General features: G+C 61.9%; 20 protein-coding genes. 14 read left to right on the top strand and 6 right to left on the bottom strand.

Features of this window, described 5'->3' with window-relative positions:
• Window positions 1-13: 13 nt before the first annotated feature.
• The gene (gene cimA / locus Q0859_RS05460; protein ID WP_299148934.1) at window positions 14-1,630 is read left to right on the top strand and encodes a citramalate synthase; all 1,617 of its coding nucleotides are present in this window, start codon (window positions 14-16) and stop codon (window positions 1,628-1,630) included.
• Between the two features lie 34 nt (window positions 1,631-1,664).
• Complete coding sequence (locus tag Q0859_RS05455; protein WP_299148376.1) at window positions 1,665-2,432, top strand: squalene/phytoene synthase family protein; 768 nt, start codon at window positions 1,665-1,667, stop codon at window positions 2,430-2,432.
• Here the strand turns inward: Q0859_RS05455 and Q0859_RS05450 are convergent.
• On the bottom strand, window positions 2,429-3,652 hold the full coding sequence (locus Q0859_RS05450) for an MFS transporter (RefSeq protein WP_299148373.1): 1,224 nt from the start codon (window positions 3,650-3,652) through the stop codon (window positions 2,429-2,431). The two genes, Q0859_RS05455 and Q0859_RS05450, sit on opposite strands and share 4 nt — an antisense overlap.
• A 101-nt stretch (window positions 3,653-3,753) precedes the next feature.
• Between Q0859_RS05450 and Q0859_RS05445 the strand changes: the two genes are divergently transcribed.
• From Q0859_RS05445 to Q0859_RS05430, 4 genes are read left to right on the top strand one after another with little or no spacing between them, the layout of a single operon-like run.
• Entirely contained in the window at window positions 3,754-4,446 is a 693-nt protein-coding gene (locus tag Q0859_RS05445; protein WP_299148370.1) for a precorrin-6A/cobalt-precorrin-6A reductase, read from the top strand.
• A complete protein-coding gene (locus Q0859_RS05440; protein WP_299148367.1) occupies window positions 4,443-5,072 on the top strand; it encodes a DNA-3-methyladenine glycosylase 2 family protein in 630 nt (209 codons plus the stop codon). Before Q0859_RS05445 ends, Q0859_RS05440 begins: the two co-directional genes overlap by 4 nt.
• Entirely contained in the window at window positions 5,069-5,734 is a 666-nt protein-coding gene (locus Q0859_RS05435) for an alpha/beta fold hydrolase (protein WP_299148365.1), read from the top strand. The genes Q0859_RS05440 and Q0859_RS05435 overlap by 4 nt, the downstream gene beginning before the upstream one ends.
• A 2-nt stretch (window positions 5,735-5,736) precedes the next feature.
• Window positions 5,737-6,393: a hypothetical protein gene (locus Q0859_RS05430; RefSeq protein WP_299148363.1), complete on the top strand. Its 657-nt coding sequence runs from the start codon at window positions 5,737-5,739 to the stop codon at window positions 6,391-6,393.
• Between the two features lie 13 nt (window positions 6,394-6,406).
• Here Q0859_RS05430 and Q0859_RS05425 read toward each other — a convergent pair whose 3' ends face one another.
• The gene (locus tag Q0859_RS05425) at window positions 6,407-7,021 is read right to left on the bottom strand and encodes a hypothetical protein (RefSeq protein WP_299148361.1); all 615 of its coding nucleotides are present in this window, start codon (window positions 7,019-7,021) and stop codon (window positions 6,407-6,409) included.
• 345 nt (window positions 7,022-7,366) lie between these two features.
• Here Q0859_RS05425 and Q0859_RS05420 point away from each other — a divergent pair, with 345 nt between their 5' ends.
• Window positions 7,367-7,951, top strand: a complete 585-nt coding sequence (locus Q0859_RS05420; RefSeq protein ID WP_299148932.1) for an HNH endonuclease — start codon at window positions 7,367-7,369, stop codon at window positions 7,949-7,951.
• Here Q0859_RS05420 and xth read toward each other — a convergent pair.
• Window positions 7,948-8,730 (bottom strand): exodeoxyribonuclease III, encoded by a 783-nt coding sequence (gene xth, locus Q0859_RS05415; RefSeq protein WP_299148359.1) that lies wholly within the window; start codon window positions 8,728-8,730, stop codon window positions 7,948-7,950. The two genes, Q0859_RS05420 and xth, sit on opposite strands and share 4 nt — an antisense overlap.
• A gap of 346 nt (window positions 8,731-9,076) precedes the next feature.
• On the opposite strand from xth, the gene Q0859_RS05410 reads away from it, so the two are divergent.
• Window positions 9,077-9,595, top strand: a complete 519-nt coding sequence (locus tag Q0859_RS05410) for a DUF6749 domain-containing protein (RefSeq protein ID WP_299148358.1) — start codon at window positions 9,077-9,079, stop codon at window positions 9,593-9,595.
• 50 nt (window positions 9,596-9,645) lie between these two features.
• Window positions 9,646-10,710, top strand: coding sequence for a hypothetical protein (locus tag Q0859_RS05405; protein WP_299148356.1), 1,065 nt, complete (start codon window positions 9,646-9,648; stop codon window positions 10,708-10,710).
• A gap of 4 nt (window positions 10,711-10,714) precedes the next feature.
• Here Q0859_RS05405 and Q0859_RS05400 read toward each other — a convergent pair whose 3' ends face one another.
• Window positions 10,715-11,038 carry an iron-sulfur cluster assembly accessory protein gene (locus tag Q0859_RS05400; protein ID WP_299148354.1) on the bottom strand — a complete coding sequence of 108 codons (324 nt, stop codon included), beginning with the start codon at window positions 11,036-11,038 and terminating at the stop codon, window positions 10,715-10,717.
• Between the two features lie 96 nt (window positions 11,039-11,134).
• Here Q0859_RS05400 and Q0859_RS05395 point away from each other — a divergent pair, with 96 nt between their 5' ends.
• Together Q0859_RS05395 and Q0859_RS05390 are read left to right on the top strand one after the other, a co-directional pair.
• Entirely contained in the window at window positions 11,135-12,277 is a 1,143-nt protein-coding gene (locus Q0859_RS05395; RefSeq protein ID WP_299148352.1) for a deoxyguanosinetriphosphate triphosphohydrolase, read from the top strand.
• Window positions 12,278-12,358: 81 nt separating this feature from the next.
• Entirely contained in the window at window positions 12,359-12,505 is a 147-nt protein-coding gene (locus Q0859_RS05390; protein WP_299148350.1) for a hypothetical protein, read from the top strand.
• Here Q0859_RS05390 and Q0859_RS05385 read toward each other — a convergent pair.
• Together Q0859_RS05385 and Q0859_RS05380 are read right to left on the bottom strand one after the other, a co-directional pair.
• Window positions 12,502-12,735, bottom strand: a complete 234-nt coding sequence (locus Q0859_RS05385) for a potassium channel family protein (protein ID WP_299148348.1) — start codon at window positions 12,733-12,735, stop codon at window positions 12,502-12,504. The genes Q0859_RS05390 and Q0859_RS05385 overlap by 4 nt on opposite strands.
• Window positions 12,698-13,135 (bottom strand): hypothetical protein, encoded by a 438-nt coding sequence (locus Q0859_RS05380; RefSeq protein ID WP_299148346.1) that lies wholly within the window; start codon window positions 13,133-13,135, stop codon window positions 12,698-12,700. The genes Q0859_RS05385 and Q0859_RS05380 overlap by 38 nt, the downstream gene beginning before the upstream one ends.
• Window positions 13,136-13,214: 79 nt before the next feature.
• On the opposite strand from Q0859_RS05380, the gene argS reads away from it, so the two are divergent.
• The 3 genes from argS to nagZ all read left to right on the top strand — a co-directional run bounded on the left by argS (window position 13,215) and on the right by nagZ (window position 17,080).
• A complete protein-coding gene (gene argS / locus Q0859_RS05375; protein ID WP_299148344.1) occupies window positions 13,215-14,978 on the top strand; it encodes an arginine--tRNA ligase in 1,764 nt (587 codons plus the stop codon).
• 111 nt (window positions 14,979-15,089) lie between these two features.
• Window positions 15,090-16,085: an SPOR domain-containing protein gene (locus tag Q0859_RS05370; RefSeq protein ID WP_299148342.1), complete on the top strand. Its 996-nt coding sequence runs from the start codon at window positions 15,090-15,092 to the stop codon at window positions 16,083-16,085.
• Window positions 16,082-17,080 (top strand): beta-N-acetylhexosaminidase, encoded by a 999-nt coding sequence (gene nagZ / locus Q0859_RS05365; RefSeq protein WP_299148341.1) that lies wholly within the window; start codon window positions 16,082-16,084, stop codon window positions 17,078-17,080. The genes Q0859_RS05370 and nagZ overlap by 4 nt, the downstream gene beginning before the upstream one ends.
• Window positions 17,081-17,087: the final 7 nt, after the last annotated feature.

Genomic DNA, 17,087 nt, shown 5'->3' with positions numbered 1-17,087 from the left:
TGTTGGTGATGCCATGACCCGCGAACGCCTTTCCCTCTTCGACACCACCCTGCGCGATGGGCAACAAACCCAAGGGGTCCAGTTCTCCACCTCGGACAAGCTCCAGATCGCCACCGCCCTCGACACCCTCGGTGTAGACTATATCGAAGGCGGCTGGCCCGGGGCGAACCCCACCGACAGCGCGTTTTTCGAGGCCCCTCCGAAAACCCGCGCGACCTTCACCGCCTTTGGCATGACCAAGCGCGCTGGCATCAGTGCGGAGAATGATGATGTGCTGGCCGCCGTACTCAACGCAGGCACGCCGGGCGTCTGCCTTGTGGGCAAAACACATGACTTTCACGTCAAAACCGCTCTCGGCATCTCGCTGGACGAAAATACCGCCAACATTGCCCAGTCCTTTGCCCATGTGGTGGCACAGGAGCGCGAGGCGGTGTTTGACGCTGAACACTTCTTTGATGGCTACGCCTCCAATCCCGACTATGCGTTACAGGCGATCCATGCTGCCCATGATGCGGGCGCGCGCTGGATTGCGCTGTGTGACACCAATGGCGGCACGTTGCCCCATGACATCCACCGGATCACCAAAGCGGTCATCGCGTCGGGCATTTCCGGCGACCGTCTTGGCATCCACACCCATAATGACACCGAAAGCGCGGTGGCCGGGTCGCTAGCGGCCGTGGATGCAGGTGCGCGCCAGATTCAAGGGACCCTCAACGGCCTTGGTGAGCGCTGCGGCAATGCCAACCTGACGGCGCTGATCCCGATCCTGTTGCTGAAAGAACCCTATGCGAGCCAGTTCGAGACGGGGGTGAGCCTTGAGGCCCTCAAAGGGCTGACCAAAACCTCGCGCATGCTCGATGATATCCTGAACCGGGTGCCGCAGAAACAGGCGGCCTTCGTGGGGGGCTCGGCCTTTGCGCACAAGGCGGGGCTGCATGCCAGCGCGATCCTCAAGGATCCGACCACATACGAACATATCGACCCCAGCCTTGTCGGCAATGCACGCGTCATCCCCATGTCCAATCAGGCGGGCCAGTCCAATCTGCGCAAACGGCTTGGCGATATGGGGCTTGAGGTTGCGCCAAAGGACCCGGCGCTGTCGGTGATCCTCGACCGGATCAAGACGCGCGAGGCGGACGGGTACAGCTATGACACCGCTCAGGCCTCGTTCGAGCTGCTGGCGCGGGATGCCTTGGGGTTGATGCCGGAATTCTTCGAGGTCAAGCGCTACCGCGTCACCATTGAGCGGCGCAAGAACAAACGTAATCGTATGGTGTCGCTCTCCGAGGCCGTTGTGGTGGTGAAGGTCGATGGCAAAAAGATGCTGTCGGTCAGCGAGTCCATGGACGAACAGGGCACCGATCGCGGCCCCGTCAATGCGCTGTTCAAGGCCCTGGCCAAGGATCTGGGCCGCTATCAGTCCAATGTCGAGGACATAAGGCTTGTCGATTTCAAGGTGCGCATCACCCAGGGCGGCACCGAAGCCGTCACCCGCGTCATCATCGACAGCGAGGACGGGCAGGGGCGGCGCTGGTCCACGGTGGGCGTGTCCGCCAACATAGTGGATGCAAGCTTCGAAGCACTTCTGGACGCGATCCGCTGGAAACTGGTGCAGGACGGGGTGGCATGAGGGGGGCCGCAAGGCGCACCTGTGGTGCGCCCGCGTGAGCCTTGGCCCCGATACAATCGCCTGCGCGCGCATCGTCGAACAGGGCGATCCGGACCGGTTTCGCACTGTTATGGCGGCCCCGGTCACGGCCCGTGCGGTGCTGTTCCCGATCTATGCAATGAACGTGGAAATCTCGCGTGCGCCCTGGGTCACCCAAGAGGCGATGATTGCCGAAATGCGCCTGCAATGGTGGCGCGATGCGCTGGAAGAGATCGCGGCAGCATCAGCGGTGCGCAAACACGAGGTGACGACGCCTCTGGCGCAGATCCTCACGCCTGCGCAGGCCAAGATGCTGGATGAAAGCGTGGCCGCGCGCCGATGGGATATCTACCGCGAGCCGTTCGAGGACGAGGCGCACTTGGACGCCTATATCGACCAGACTGCGGGGCATCTGATGTGGACGGCCAGCGCCGCCCTCGGCGCGCCAGCAGAGGCAGAGAGTGACGTGCGTGATCTGGCCTTTGCGGCCGGTATGGCGGCGTTTCTGCGGGCCGTCCCCGCCTTGGCTGCGGCGGGCCGTATTCCGCTGCTGGACGGGACGTATAAGGGGCTGATTGCGCTCGCCAAACGGGCCAGAGCACGGATCACTCGGCCTCACCTGCCCAAGGCCGCGCGTCCGGCCTTATGGCCTGCAATCGGCGCTGCCAAAGTGCTGGATCAGGTGATCGGCACTCCACAAGTCGTGAGTGAGGGGACGCTGCCTGTGCCCCTCACGCCGCTGCGCCTGGCGGTGAGCGCCACAACCGGGCGCTTGATGCTCTAGGCTGTGGCGGCGCGCTGGCGCATCACCAGCCAGATGATCGAGGCCCCCGCCAGCACGAGGAAGGGGACCATAGCGATGTTGACCGCCGCCCAGCCCTCGACCGGGTCGCCCCCGATGCAGTTCATCAACCCGCCCGAGGCCAGCGAGGCCACAGTCACGCCTCCAAAGACGATCAGGTCGTTCATGCCTTGCATCCGGCCCCGCTCTTGCGGGGTGTGGGCACCGGCGAGCATGGTGGTGGCTCCGATGAACCCGAAATTCCAGCCAAGGCCAAGCAGGAACAGTGCCACGTAAAAGTTGCTCAACTCGACCCCGTTCAGTGCCACGACTCCGGCCCCGCCAAGGATCGCGAGGCCAAGGCCCATGATCCGCTCGACCCCGAACCGGGTGATCAGGTGACCCGTGAAAAAGGACGGCGCGAACATCGCAAGTACGTGGACCGTGACCACATTGGCTGCGTCCGGCTCAGTGAACCCGCAACCCACAACCGCCAGCGGTGTCGAGGTCATCACAAGGTTCATCAGCGCGTAGGACACCGCCGCACAGATCACCGCGACGGCGATGCGCGGGCTGGCGAGCAATTCGGCGCGGCTGCGTCCGGGGCCATCCGTGGCCGAAGGCGGTGGTGGCTTGGGGATATCGAGCAGCAGGAACAGCGCCATGCCCATCAGGTTGAACCCCATCGCGACCCAGTAGATCGGGATATAGCGCGACACCGTGGCATCGACGGCCCCCGCGGTGACGTAAGCGACAACCTGGGGGCCGATGATCGCCGACAGCAAGCCCCCCGCCATCACGTATGAAATCGCCTTGGGCCGGAACGCGTCCGACGCGGTGTCGGCAGCGGCAAAGCGGTAAAACCCTTGCGCCGACATATAGATACCCGTCATGTAGCTGCCCACAAGGAACAACCAGAAGCTGCCGATGCTCAGCGCCCATACCCCGATAGCAGCCCCCACAAGCCCACCAAGGGCACCCAGTATGAACCCGGTCTTGCGCCCGAACTGTTGCATCACGTTCGACAACCACGGTGCGGTCGTCATGGACCCGAACACGATCAGCGAGATCGGCAAGGTGGCCAGACAGGCAATGGGTGAAAGCTGCTGACCCGCCAGTCCGGCAACAACAAACATCATGGTGATCTGGCTGCCCAGAAAGGCTTGCGCGGCCACCAGCACGGCTACATTGCGCCTGGCGCGGGTATCATCAACTTGGGTCATAAGCACTGACTAGACCCGTTGCCTGTGCGCGGCAAGCGCCCTGTGTCCCGCAGGGGCGCACAAACGGTTGCGCAGGGCAGGGATGGCACTAGGGTGGGGCCATGACCACATCCCCGTTGATCGCTGTTCTGCCCGGTGCCCGCGAGGTGCACGACGCGGTTGCGTGGCTGAAGGCGGCGGATGCGCGGGCCTGTGTGGTGTGGGGGCGCGAGGGCGAAGCGGTGCCGCTTGGGCTGCCTGAACATGCCACCGTGCCTGCCGACACCCGCGCCATTCTGGATGTAAGCCACGCCTTTGATGTGTTCACGCGGATTGGCGCACTGGCGGCTGTTCCGCAGGCCGCATATGCCCGAGTGGGCCGCGATCTGTGGGTGCCGGGGGTGGGGGACAACTGGCAACAGGTCAACACCATCGAACAGGCCGTCGCCGCCTTGCCGTCCGGTGTGCGGGTGTTTGCCGCCACCGGACGCGGCAGCCTCAGCGAACTTGCCCGTCATCCGGGCCGTGTGTTCCTGCGTCAACTGAACACGCACCGCGAGCCGACAGGCTTTGGCAATTGCGAATTCGTGTTTGGGCCTGCCCCTCTGGATGCGGCGGGCGAGGCTGATCTGCTGAAACGTCTTGAGATTGACGTGGTTCTGGCCCGCAATATCGGGGGACCGGATGCCTTTCCCAAGGTGCGCGCGGCCCGTGATCTGGGCTTGCCGGTGGTGATGTTGCGCCCACCCGGATTGCCGTCCGGGCCACGGTTGCGCAGTGCCGAACAGATGGCCGATTGGCTCAAGACCTTATGAGCGGACGCATCATCGAAACAGAGGCGGATGTGGCCGAAGGGGCGGCGTGGCTGGCAGCCTATGACCCGGCCCTTGCCCGCGCGATCAAGATCGCAGGCCCGCTGCCGCTGCGTCGTCGCCCGGACGGGTTTGCGGCACTCTTCAATGCGATCATCGGACAGCAGGTCAGCACCGCATCCGCGGCGGCGATCTGGGCGCGGCTTGAGGCGGGCGGGCTGACGTCTCCGGCCCCGGTGATCGCTGCCGGAGAGGATGGTTTGCGCGCTGCGGGCCTCAGCCGCCAAAAGATCGCCTATGCGCTGGCGCTGGCCGGGGCGGGCATTGATTATGACGCCCTGCGCGCAGCACCCGATGCTGACGTTATTAAGACCCTCACAGCCGTGAAGGGGATCGGGGTCTGGACGGCGGAGATCTATGCGATGTTCGCCCTCGGGCGCGCGGATGTGTTCGCACCGGGTGATCTGGCCCTGCAAGAGGCCGCGCGCCTGATCTATGATTTGCCCGCACGCCCCACCGAAAAGGCCTTGCGCGCCATGGCCGCCGACTGGAGCCCGTGGCGGGCGGTTGCCGCGCGCCTGTTCTTTACCTATTACCGGGTGGCCAAGGGCCGGGAAGGGATCGCATGACACGGGTGTTGCAAGCAGGGCGGGTCGAACCGCAATCGGGCGATCTGCGCTCGATCGTCGTATTTCTGCATGGCTACGGGGCCAACGGGGCCGATCTGCTCGGGCTAGCCGAGCCGCTGAAAGATCATCTGCCCGACACGCTTTTTGTGGCCCCCGACGCGCCCGAACAGATTCCGGGCTATGCGGGTGGGTATCAGTGGTTTCCGATCCCGTGGATTGACGGCAGCAGCGAGGAAGAGGCCGAGCGCGGGTTGAATGCGGCCAGCGAAGACCTGAACGCATTTCTGGACGCGCTGATGGTGGACGAGGATGTGCTGCCCGAACAGGTCGTGCTGTTCGGCTTTTCCCAAGGCACGATGATGTCACTGCATGTGGCTCCGCGCCGCGAAGACCCGGTGGCGGGGATCGTGGCCTTTTCAGGCCGCCTGCTGAATCCCGAGGTGCTGGCCGATGAGGTGGTGAGCCGCCCGCCGATCCTGCTGGTGCACGGCGATCAGGACGATGTGGTGCCGCCCCAATCACTGCCCCAGGCAGCCGAGGCCCTGCAAGAGGCGGGGTGGAAGGATGTCTATGCCCACGTCATGGAAGGCACCGCACACGGGATCGCGCAGGACGGCTTGAGCGTTGCGCTCGCCTTTATGCGTGACAAGCTGGGGCTGTGAGGATGGCAAACTTGCGCAAGGTGGCGTGGGTTCTGGCGTTGGCAGGGCTTGGTGCGACGGCGGGTCCGCACTGGATGGGCACGCCCGTATCCGCCCAGGACACCACCCAGGAACAGACGACACCCGAAACGCCCGCCACCCCCATGGTGCCGCTGGAAACCACGCTTGAGCGCCAATTCGTGTTGCTGCTGGAAGGGGTGCAATCGCCGCTGATCCTGCCCAACATGCTGCAACTTGATGCGGCAACAGGCGGGTGGAACTTTGCCGCAGCGCCGCAAAGCCTGCTGGATGTTGATGCCTATGTGCTGATGGCCGACAACTGGGATGCGGTGCGGGCCATGTCCTCGCACGTGCTGCACAACGTGATGGTGGCCAACCTTGAAGGGGTGAGCAACGATGTCGGCATGCGCTGGTTCTCGGTGACGCTGAACCTGTCGGACGGGTCGGGGCACCCGGTGCAGGTGGTGCTGGGCAACCGGTCCGGGTTGACCCAGATCACGCCGTTCTGCCTGTCGATGATGCTGCACGATATCGCACGGTTTTCGCACAATCAGGACCAGTTTTCGACCGCAACGAGGGGGCCGGGGACCGACTGGCGGTCCTGTGGGACACAAGGCTGGACCAGCGTGGCCGACATGACGGCGCGCCCGGTCGAATAAATCCGCGACCGCGTTAGCAGACTGCTCCGAAGGGAACACGGCGGGTGCTGCCCTCTTGCGATACCTGCGTCCGTTTCCACACCGCATAGATCACAAAACCGATCTGCGGTTCGGCGCGCATCAACCGCGCTGCCGTCTTGCCCGATATCCGTTTCAGCCCGAACAGCCCGGCCGAGGTCATCACTGCGCGAAACCCAAGCGGGCACATGGGGGCGTGGCGTGCATCCTCAAGGGTGACGTCAAACGCCTGCCGGCCCGCCAGCAAATCACGGGCGATGGCCTGAACCGAGTGCCACTGATCCATCAACTGGCGCTGCGCGCACTGCGCTTCGGAGGCTTGGGTCATCGCAACATAGGGATCATCGCATTGGGCGTGATAGACCGACGCCCCGTTTTCAAACACCACATGCCACAGCAAATCACCCCCCGTGGTGATCGCGCGGTAGGCGGTCATGGTGCCGAAATTGGACCGGATCGCATTGGCTGGATCATACCACAGGGTCACTGCATGTGTTCTGTCATGGACAAACTTGGTGCGGGCCGCACCCCGCTTGTCCGGCATGGGGCGTGCGGCGTGCAAGCGTTTGAACAGGCGGGCCGTGCGCTTGGCAGAGGCAGGCAATGACATGTGTGGGCTCCAGATCTGTGGCGGCGGTGGATCGATCACATTGACGATAATGACGTCGAAAGGGCATCCACCTTGAATTGCGCCTATCTTGCGCCGTGATGGCGTCGCAGGCGAGTGGTGTATTCCTTACCTTTGATACATGCGGCGCTTTTTCTTGGCCCAGGCCGCCAGAGGTCATGCGTCACTTGCCTGTTACGCAAGCGCCCTATCCAACATGCGACATGTCGTGGTGGACTGCGCTCTTGCAGATCGGTTTCCACAAGATATAGTCGCGATATAAGGCTGGGGCGGCTCCCCGCTCTGGTGTCAGTTTTGGCGGACCGGGCAAGGATGGAGTCACGCGAGATGGACGGCGATTTCAGAACAGATTTTGTGCGCAGTTCTGGCGCGCTCAGGCATCACCCGGCGCTGGTGCTGAATGCGGATTATCGACCGCTCAGTTACTACCCGCTGTCGCTATGGCCCTGGCAGGAGGCGATCAAGGCGGCCTGGCTCGACAGGGTGGATATCGTCGCCGAATATGATGAAGTGGTGCGAAGCCCGAGTACCGAAATCAGGATACCGTCGGTTGTCGTCCTCAAAGACTATGTCAAACCTCAAAAGCGCGTGGCCTTCACGCGCTTTAATTTATTTCTGAGGGACGAATTTCGCTGCCAGTATTGCGGGGCGCGGGGCGATCTGACCTTTGACCATGTGGTGCCGCGCGCCAGCGGGGGCGTGACAAGCTGGCAAAACGTGGTGGCGGCCTGTTCGCCCTGCAACTTGCGCAAAGGGTCCAAACCGCTGCATCGCACCGGCATGGGGCTGCGCAAGCCACCCCGCCAGCCCGCCGCCGAAGAGTTGCGCAATATGGGCCGCAAGTTCCCGCCCAACCACCTGCACGAAAGCTGGATGGATTTCCTCTATTGGGACGCTGAACTGGAGGCTTAGGCCGCCAGATCAATCCAGACCGGCACGTGATCGGAGGGTTTTTCCTCGGCGCGGACCTGTTTGTCGATCTGGCAGTCGGTCATCATGTCCGCGCAAGCAGGGGACATCAGGAAATGGTCGATACGGATGCCGTCATCGCGGTTCCAAGCGCCCGCCTGATAGTCCCAGAATGAATAGTGACCCGGCCCGAGGCTGCGTGCGCGAAAGGCTTCGGTCAGCCCGAGGTTGATCAGGCGACGATAGGCGGTGCGGCTCTCCAGCCGGAACAATGCGTCCTCGCGCCAGGCGTCGGGCCGTTTGGCATCTTCGGCTTGCGGGATGATGTTGTAATCGCCCGCCATCAGAAACGGTGTTTCTTCGGCCAGCAATTCCAGCGCGCGCAGGCGCAACCGCTCCATCCAGGCCAGTTTGTAGTCGTATTTTGGCCCCGGTGCCGGATTGCCGTTGGGCAGGTAGAGACCGCACAGGCGGACCGCTTGGCTTTCACCCATCACCGTGGCCTCTATATAGCGGGCCTGTTCGTCGCTCTCATCGCCGGGCAGGCCGCGGCTCATGTCTTCCAGCGGCAGTTTGGACAGAATGCCGACCCCGTTGAACGACTTTTGCCCATGGGTTTCGACGTTATATCCCCGGTCTTCGAACAACTCTCGGGGGAAATTTTCGTCTACGGATTTGATCTCCTGCATCAGCACCACGTCGGGCTGTGCCGCATCGAGCCAGCGCGGCAGCGCCTCGGCACGCGCTTTGATCCCGTTGATGTTGAACGTCGCGATTTTCATGGAGAGCCTCCGCTGCCTGATAATCCAGATGTGACCGATCCGTTCGGGGATCGCAAGCAGGCTGCGCCGCGCGGTCTGTGAACGCTTTTTCAAGGATCTGATTCGGGGTGCCTTGAGGCTGATTCTGGTCGAGCCGTTCTAGATCCATGAGAAATCGGGGCTGTGGGCAAATTTTTTTTGCCCCCAGTCGGCTGGCAACATCCGGCCTGACCTCAGCAACTTCCGAGGCGATCTTAATGTGGATAAGCTGCGGTAAAACACGCCTAAGGCGAATTTGTGTTTCGCAACACACTTTTAACGAGCAATGGTTGAAGGGTCACAACCAAGAGATGAAAAGGACCTCAACATGACTGCTCAACGTAAAGTTTCTTTCTCCACCATTATCACTGAAATCGACGGCCTGCACTGCGGCGATGCGACTGAAATGTTTTCCTCCGGTTCTGCGCCCACGGCGAGTGATGTGCTGATGGGGGATGCGATCTCGATGTTCTCTTCGGGGTCTGCGCCGATGGCCAGCGACGCCAGCTCAGGGGATGCGGTCGAGATGTTCTCTTCCGGCTCGACGGCGACAACGGCGCACACTGCCGCGGGCGACGCCGTGCACATGTTCTCGTCCGGTTCGGCCCCCATGGCCAGCGATGCCACGGCGGGGGATGCCACTGAAATGTTCTCCTCCGGGTCTGCGCCGACCGCTTCGGATGCGACGACGGGTGATGCGACGCACATGTTCTCGTCCGGCTCCGCCCCGACCACGTCGGATGCCAGTGCTGGGGATGCGACCGAGATGTTTTCCTCCGGCTCGGCCCCTGTCACGGGCACTGTAACGGACGGTGCGGTGACCGGTCTCTTCTCGTCGGGCTCGTAAACGTCGCTGCCGCGGCGGGACGCAATATTGCAAAGAAAAGGACAACCTACATGTCAAATGTCATTGCCCTCAACGTCCCGCCGCGCCGCCAGCGTCTGGCCGAGCGAACTGATGCCCTTATCGACGGGTTCGCGCGCCATCGCCGTATTCAGGATGATGTGTTCTGGCTGAAAGAGAACGCCGAACTGCTCAATATTCTGGAATGCACCGGCACGCGCGTGTCCCCAGAGGCGCTGACCCCGCATCTGGCCTTTTACGCCAGTCTGAGCGAGCGGCTGCAATTCTTTCCTCAATATTACCGCTTCCTGTTGTCTATTGGTCTCGACCTCGAAGACCTTGGCGTTGCCGGCGCGCAGATGGAACGGCTGTGTGGGTGGGTGGCCAAACAGGGCCTGCCCGAAGCCGAGCTGAGCGATCTGCAACGCGCCGAAGCGCGCCGCCTGCTGGCGCGGCGCGGCGTGCGCACGGCGGCGGCCGATCCGGCGCTGGATGAGCGTCTGCACGCCTTTATCAATCGCCCGGCCACCTTTGCACTGCCCAACAAAAAGGCGGCCTATGAGTTGACCCATATCGTGTTCTATCTGTCCGAATACGGGCGCAAGGACCCTGGCCTTGATGCCCGGGCGCTGGTCAGCCTGGAATATGCGGGCATTCTTGCGCATCTGGATCAGAACATGGATTTGCTGGCCGAAGTCTGTGTGGCCATGCGTCAGGCTGGCCAGGCCGCAAACCCGGTATGGGAAGCGGCGGTGCGCCAGACCGTTGATGGGTTTGACGTCAGGCAAGACGGCGATGCGCCGCTGTCAGATGATTATCACGAATATCTGGTGGCCAACTGGGCCTGCGCCACGGCGGGTCAGGACCAGATGGCCCGCGCCGTGCCCGGAGGGCGGACCTTGTTTCAACGCCCGGTTCCGGCGGCAGGGGCGCTGCGCCCGATGTCGGCCGCACTGCTGAGTTTCGCGGATGCACGAAGTGCCGATTGGGGTCAGATGCAGGCGGGCCTATATGACATGCTGGACCCGGATGCAGGAGCCACATTGCGGATCAGCGAGGCGTCCTCGCCCCATTTTGCCGCCTTCTTTGAACAATTCGCGCGGGCCGTGCCCGCCTGAGGCGTTACATCGAAAAGGATGTGCCACAGCCACATGAACTGGTCGCGTTGGGGTTTTCGATTACAAAACGCGCGCCGATCAGCTCTTCGGAAAAGTCGATAGTGGCGTTGGACAGGAAGGGTAGGCTGATCGCGTCCACCACGACCTTCTGGCCGGAGCCTTCGAGGATCAGATCATCCTCTTTGGGCTGATCCAGCGCAATCTCGTACTGAAAGCCGGAACATCCGCCCCCCTCAACCGCGATGCGCAGGGCCTGACCCTGATCTGCGGCCCCGATTTCAGCCAATCGTTCAAACGCACGGGATGTGACGGTGGGGGGCAATTGCATCTGTCGGCTCCGATCACTGATTGCAGGTGCGGCGGTTTCAATCGCGCTGCACGTGCAATATATGGATCATTGGAACAGGCGACAAGGATCAGCAACATGACTGCGCCCTTTGCCTCTGATCCTGCGCGTGCCCGGGGACGGCGTGTGCCGGAGACAGAGTTGCCCTTTCGCTCGTGTTTTCAGCGCGACCGGGACAGGATCATTCATGCCTCGGCCTTCCGGCGGCTCAAGCACAAGACGCAGGTCTTTGTCGAACATGAGGGCGATTATTATCGCACGCGCCTGACCCACTCGATCGAGGTGGCGCAGGTGGCGCGCACGATTGCAGGGGCGTTGGGGCTGCACGATTGCCTGACCGAAGCCATCGCACTGGCCCACGATCTGGGCCACCCGCCGTTCGGGCACACCGGCGAGGATGCGTTGCAGGCGTTGATGACCCCCTATGGCGGCTTTGACCACAACGCCCAGGCCATCAAGATCGTCACACAGCTTGAGTGTCACTATGCCGACTTTGACGGGCTGAACCTGACGTGGGAATGCCTTGAGGGCATCGCCAAACACAATGGCCCCGTCACCGGTGAACTGCCTTTTGCGCTGGCCGAATATAACGCGCTGTATGATCTGGAACTGGACACCCATGCCAGTGCCGAGGCGCAGGTGGCGGCCTTGTCCGACGATATCGCCTATAACAACCACGATCTGCATGACGGGCTGCGGGCTGGCCTGTTTGATGAGGATGATATCCTGCACCTGCCAATGATTGGCACGGCCTACGCCGAGGTGGATGCGCAATATGGGACCCTCGACCCCATGCGACGCCGCCACGAAGCCTTGCGCCGGGTCTTTGGGCAGATGGTCAGCGATGTGGTCGCAACCTCGGGCGATTTGCTGGCCACAAGCGGGGCGCAATCGGTCGAGGATATCCGCCATCTCGGTCGCCCCGTGATCCGGTTTTCCGACCGCCTTTGGGCGGACCTGCAAGACATCCGCGCATTCCTGTTCACCAATATGTACCGCGCCCCAAGCGTCATGGAAAAACGCGCCGAGGTCACCCAGGTGGTCGAAGATCTGTTCCCGTTGTTCATGGGGCAACCCGACCTGCTGCCCCCGGAATGGCGCCGCCACGCCACGGGGGGCGACAAAACGGCGCTCGCGCGGGCGGTGTCGGACTATATCTCGGGCATGACGGACCGCTACGCCTTGCAGGAACATGCGCGATTGATGGCCGATACAAGTTGAATTTTGTCAGTTTTTCATCATATATTAAGCAACAGTATGATCCGATATCCCAAAAGCTCGAAAGAGTTTTAAAGAGGTGCCATGAACAGAAAAACCACTGCATCACTGAGCACGGATGAACGTGTAGCGTCGAATGTGCGCAACTGGGCTATCTCCATGGACAAGAACGCATTTCGCATCCTTGCCATACTGATCGTTCTGGGTACCGTGACGGCTCTGGTCGGCTAGGGATCGGGTTCGACCCTCAGTGTCGCAAATGCGGCCGCTGCGAACAGCGCCAGATGAACATTGCCAAGAATTGCGCCAAACGAGGCGACGAACCGCGATTGACCCTCTTGAGGCTTGATATCGCCGAAGCCCAGGGTCGAAAACGTCACGGCAGAGAAATACATCGCCTCGTCACTGTAAACAGGACCTTCTTCAAACAGGACCTTCTTCGCGCGTGTGCACCAGTCCAAACACCACGAACATGCAGGCCGATCCCAGGATTATCAGGATCGCCGAAAGTGACACATGGCCGATATAGGCGGCCAGTGAAATCCTGCGCCGCCACCGCCCGAGCATCAAAAGGGCGACGAATGCCGCATAGCCGATCGACAGCATATAAAGGAACTGCGCGAAATATGTGTTTGTGTTCCAGTCATTCTTGAACTGAAAGCCCAGATACACCGACTGGACCAAAGCCGCACTCAGCCCAATCAGGAAGACACCCGCGAATTTCAGGCTCTGTTCGGCCTGTACTTCTTCGACGGGTAGTGAGCCGGGCGTACCCCGGGTTACATTCAGCGCCGACAGAATGCCGATACAGAACCCGAGCGAAACAAGCAGAATTGCGGTGAATGCGACTTCATAAGACATTTGTGACCGTAAATCTTGGCGTTGACCTTGCACTTATAGTTGATACACGCACTTCAACACCGTTCAAGATAAGAAGACTATGAACCTTTTCGCCGATATCCGCGCCCTTGTGCTGTCCGACCTTGCCGCCATGGTGGCAGAGGGCGTGCTGCCCGAGGGACTGTCGACTGACAACGTCGCAGTGGAGCCGCCGCGGGATGCGGCCCACGGCGATATGGCAACGAACGCGGCGATGGTTTTGGCCAAACCTGCGGGGATGAAGCCGCGCGATATTGCCGAAACCCTTGCCGCCCGGTTGGCAAATGATCCGCGCATCACCAGCGCCGAGGTGGCCGGGCCGGGGTTCCTGAATCTGCGGCTGGCACCAAGCGTCTGGCAGGGGGTCGTGGGGGCCATTTTGGCGAAGGGCACTGATTTTGGCCGCTCTGACATGGGCGCGGGCAAACGGGTGAATGTCGAATATGTCTCGGCCAACCCCACCGGGCCGCTGCATGTGGGGCATACGCGCGGTGCTGTGTTCGGCGATGCACTGGCCTCGCTGCTGGATTTTGCCGGCCACGATGTGACACGCGAATACTATATCAATGATGGCGGCGCTCAGGTCGATGTGCTCGCACGCTCCGTGTACCTGCGCTATCTTGAGGCGCACGGGCAGGAGGTCGCCTTTCCCGATGGCACCTACCCGGGTGACTACCTGATCGAGGTCGGCCAAGCACTGAAAGAGAAGGTCGGCGACAAGTTTGTCGACAAGGGTGAACAATTCTGGCTGGACGAGGTGCGCGACTACGCGACCGAAGCGATGATGGACCTGATCCGCGCCGACCTCAAAGCGCTTGGCGTCGAGATGGACGTGTTCTATTCCGAAAAGTCGCTCTATGGCACGGGCCGGATCGAAGCGGCGCTGGATGATCTGCGCGCCAAAGGGCTGATCTATGAAGGTGTGCTGGAACCGCCCAAGGGCAAGAAGCCCGAGGATTGGGAGCCACGCGAGCAGACGCTGTTCAAATCGACCGATCACGGCGACGATGTGGACCGGCCAGTGATGAAATCCGATGGGGCGTGGACCTATTTCGCGCCCGACATCGCCTACCACTATGACAAGATCACGCGGAAGAACCCGGATGGCACGACGGGCTTTGATGCGCTGATTGACGTGTTCGGGGCCGATCATGGCGGCTATGTCAAACGGATGAAGGCGGCTGTCAGCGCACTGTCGGGGGGCACGGTCCCGCTCGACATCAAGCTGACCCAACTGGTCAAGCTGTTCAAGAACGGCCAACCCTTCAAGATGTCCAAACGGGCAGGGACCTTTGTGACCCTGCGCGATGTGGTCGATCAGGTGGGGCCGGGCGTGACCCGCTTCCATATGCTGACCCGCAAGAACGACGCACCGTTGGATTTCGATTTCGACAAGGTGCTGGAACAAAGCCGCGAAAACCCGGTGTTCTACGTCCAATACGCCTTTGCCCGGGTGACGTCCGTTCTGGGCAAGGCCGAGGCTGCGGGGGTCGCGGTGGATGATGAAACGCTTGCGCAGGCCGACCTGTCCAAACTCGATCACGATGCGGAACTGGCGCTGGCGGCCAAGCTCGCCGAATGGCCCCGGCTGGTCGAAACGGCGGCGCGCAGCAATGAACCGCACCGGGTTGCCTTCTACCTTTATGACCTGGCGGGCACCTTCCACGGGCTGTGGAACCGGGGCAACGACGTGGCTTCGTTACGCTTCCTGCAGGAGGACGCGGCCACCTCGCAGGCAAAAATCGCCCTTGCGCGTGCCTGCGCCGTTGTAATTGCGGCTGGCCTTGATATTCTTGGCGTAGAACCAGCCAAAGAGCTGCGTTAGCCCCGCCAAAAGGGGCACAACAGGCACCGACTTCCCCTTGCGCCTCTTTCGGGCGCACCCACAATCAGATGATCTGCGCGGGCACGTATCGGCGCGGACAACGAGGCACAGATGGCAGATATGCAGTTCACCCACCATGTGGGTCACGTGGGATATACATCCCCCAATACAGCTTCAGAAACGCCCTCCAATCCACTGAAGAACCTGACTAATCTGGCCGGGGCCGCCGTGTCTCTGGCGCTGATCGCGGGCGTATCGGTCTGGGGGTACAAGCTGGTGATGCGCGATGTCTCGGGTATTCCGGTGGTGCGTGCGGCCGAGGGTGAAATGCGTATCCGTCCCAGTGAGCCGGGTGGACAACTGGCCCAGAACACCGGCCTTGCCGTGAATGAAGTGGCTGCTGTCGGTGAAGCATCCGGCCCCGTGGATCGGCTTGTTCTGGCACCGCGCCCCATGGATCTGAGCGACGAAGACTTGCCAATGACGGCTGAAACGGTGGCCCCTGTGCAACAGCCCGAACCGTTGAATGTGTCTGCCAGCCTTGAGGCCGCGCCAAGTGACGTTCTGGCGACGGACAGTGTTGAGGACCTGGTGAACCAGCTTACCGCCGGGGTCGATGCGATCGATACCGACCCGATTGAGGCGGACCCCATCGCGGCGGACCCGGCACGTGTTGCCGCCGCCGACATACCCGTTCCCACCGTGACAGCGCCCGCGCCGACCGTCACAGGCCCCGGGCCGTCCCAATCCAGACGTCCCCAATTGCGCCCCAAAACTGCCCCCGCCGTGGTTGTGCCTGTCGCGGCTATTGCCGAAGCGCAAGGCACGCAAGACCTTGATGCGACGACGATTCCCACGGGCACCCGTCTGGTCCAGCTTGGCGCGTTCGACAGCCCCGAGATTGCGCGCGAACAGTGGGACAAGATGCAAGGCCGCTTTGGCGACTACCTCAAGGGCAAGGACCGGATCGTGCAGCAGGCTCAATCGGGCGGGCGCACCTTTTACCGCCTGCGCGCCCATGGCTTTGCCGACCTCAGCGACGCGCGTCGGTTCTGTTCGGCACTTGTCGCCGAAGGCGCGGATTGCATCCCGGTCGTCACACGATGAATTTTGGCGCGACCATTCTCGACGCGGATGGGCTGACGCTCAGCATCGATGAAAAGGCGTTCTTTCGTGAAGCGGATCCGTTTGGGTTCATCCTGTTTGCCCGCAATATCGACACGCCTGATCAGGTCTATGGGTTGTGCTGTGAGATGCGCGATGCTGTGGGCCGTGACGCCCCGATCACCATTGATCAGGAAGGGGGGCGCGTACAGCGCCTGCGTGGACCCACCTGGACAGAACATCTGCCACCGCTCGACTTTGTGCAGCGGGCCGGAGACAACGCTGAACGCGCAATGTACTTGCGCCACAGACATATAGCGTACGAACTTAAAGCACTCAGCATCGACAGCAATTGCGCGCCAATGGTCGATATCATCGTCAAACAGACCCATGATTTCCTGCGCAACCGCTGCTATGGCACTTCGCCTGCTGACATTGCGCTTCTTGGGCGGGCCGCGGCCAACGGCATGCTGGATGGGGGCGTATTGCCGGTGCTCAAGCACATCCCGGGCCATGGACGTACCGATCTCGACAGCCACTATGATCTGCCGCGTGTGGATGTAAGCCTTGATACCCTGCGCGAGACTGATTTTGCCCCTTTCCGTGCACTCAACGACCTGCCGATGGGGATGACTGCCCATGTGGTCTACGAGGCCGTGGACGAGGTGCCCGCCACCCTGTCGCGCGACACGATGACCCTGATCCGCGACGAGATCGGCTTTGACGGGCTGATAATGACGGATGATATCGGGATGAAGGCGCTGCGTGGCACGGTTGATCAAATTGCGCGCCGGTCGTTGGAGGCGGGCTGCGATGTGATCCTGCATTGCAATGCGCCGCTTGCCAGCCGAATCACCTCTGCCAACGCAGCAGGGCCCATGAGTGACACCGCGCAACGCCGTGCCGAGGCCGCATTGGCCGCCCGGCGCACCCCTGATGACATTGACATTGTCGACCTGAACGCCGAACTTGAGGCGCTTTTGGGCGGGGACGTGTGACGATGAG

The organism is uncultured Tateyamaria sp. (assembly GCF_947497045.1).
Lineage (GTDB): Bacteria > Pseudomonadota > Alphaproteobacteria > Rhodobacterales > Rhodobacteraceae > Tateyamaria.
This window is presented reverse-complemented; position numbering and strand designations above follow the sequence as displayed.

Coding starts and splice junctions, on each gene's coding strand:
- cimA (WP_299148934.1), top strand. CDS start 14: ATGACCCGCGAACGCCTTTCCCTCTTCGACACCACCCTGCGCGATGGG.
- Q0859_RS05450 (WP_299148373.1), bottom strand. CDS start 3,652: ATGACCCAAGTTGATGATACCCGCGCCAGGCGCAATGTAGCCGTGCTG.
- Q0859_RS05445 (WP_299148370.1), top strand. CDS start 3,754: ATGACCACATCCCCGTTGATCGCTGTTCTGCCCGGTGCCCGCGAGGTG.
- Q0859_RS05440 (WP_299148367.1), top strand. CDS start 4,443: ATGAGCGGACGCATCATCGAAACAGAGGCGGATGTGGCCGAAGGGGCG.
- Q0859_RS05435 (WP_299148365.1), top strand. CDS start 5,069: ATGACACGGGTGTTGCAAGCAGGGCGGGTCGAACCGCAATCGGGCGAT.
- Q0859_RS05430 (WP_299148363.1), top strand. CDS start 5,737: ATGGCAAACTTGCGCAAGGTGGCGTGGGTTCTGGCGTTGGCAGGGCTT.
- Q0859_RS05425 (WP_299148361.1), bottom strand. CDS start 7,021: ATGTCATTGCCTGCCTCTGCCAAGCGCACGGCCCGCCTGTTCAAACGC.
- Q0859_RS05420 (WP_299148932.1), top strand. CDS start 7,367: ATGGACGGCGATTTCAGAACAGATTTTGTGCGCAGTTCTGGCGCGCTC.
- xth (WP_299148359.1), bottom strand. CDS start 8,730: ATGAAAATCGCGACGTTCAACATCAACGGGATCAAAGCGCGTGCCGAG.
- Q0859_RS05410 (WP_299148358.1), top strand. CDS start 9,077: ATGACTGCTCAACGTAAAGTTTCTTTCTCCACCATTATCACTGAAATC.
- Q0859_RS05405 (WP_299148356.1), top strand. CDS start 9,646: ATGTCAAATGTCATTGCCCTCAACGTCCCGCCGCGCCGCCAGCGTCTG.
- Q0859_RS05400 (WP_299148354.1), bottom strand. CDS start 11,038: ATGCAATTGCCCCCCACCGTCACATCCCGTGCGTTTGAACGATTGGCT.
- Q0859_RS05395 (WP_299148352.1), top strand. CDS start 11,135: ATGACTGCGCCCTTTGCCTCTGATCCTGCGCGTGCCCGGGGACGGCGT.
- Q0859_RS05390 (WP_299148350.1), top strand. CDS start 12,359: ATGAACAGAAAAACCACTGCATCACTGAGCACGGATGAACGTGTAGCG.
- Q0859_RS05380 (WP_299148346.1), bottom strand. CDS start 13,135: ATGTCTTATGAAGTCGCATTCACCGCAATTCTGCTTGTTTCGCTCGGG.
- argS (WP_299148344.1), top strand. CDS start 13,215: ATGAACCTTTTCGCCGATATCCGCGCCCTTGTGCTGTCCGACCTTGCC.
- Q0859_RS05370 (WP_299148342.1), top strand. CDS start 15,090: ATGGCAGATATGCAGTTCACCCACCATGTGGGTCACGTGGGATATACA.
- nagZ (WP_299148341.1), top strand. CDS start 16,082: ATGAATTTTGGCGCGACCATTCTCGACGCGGATGGGCTGACGCTCAGC.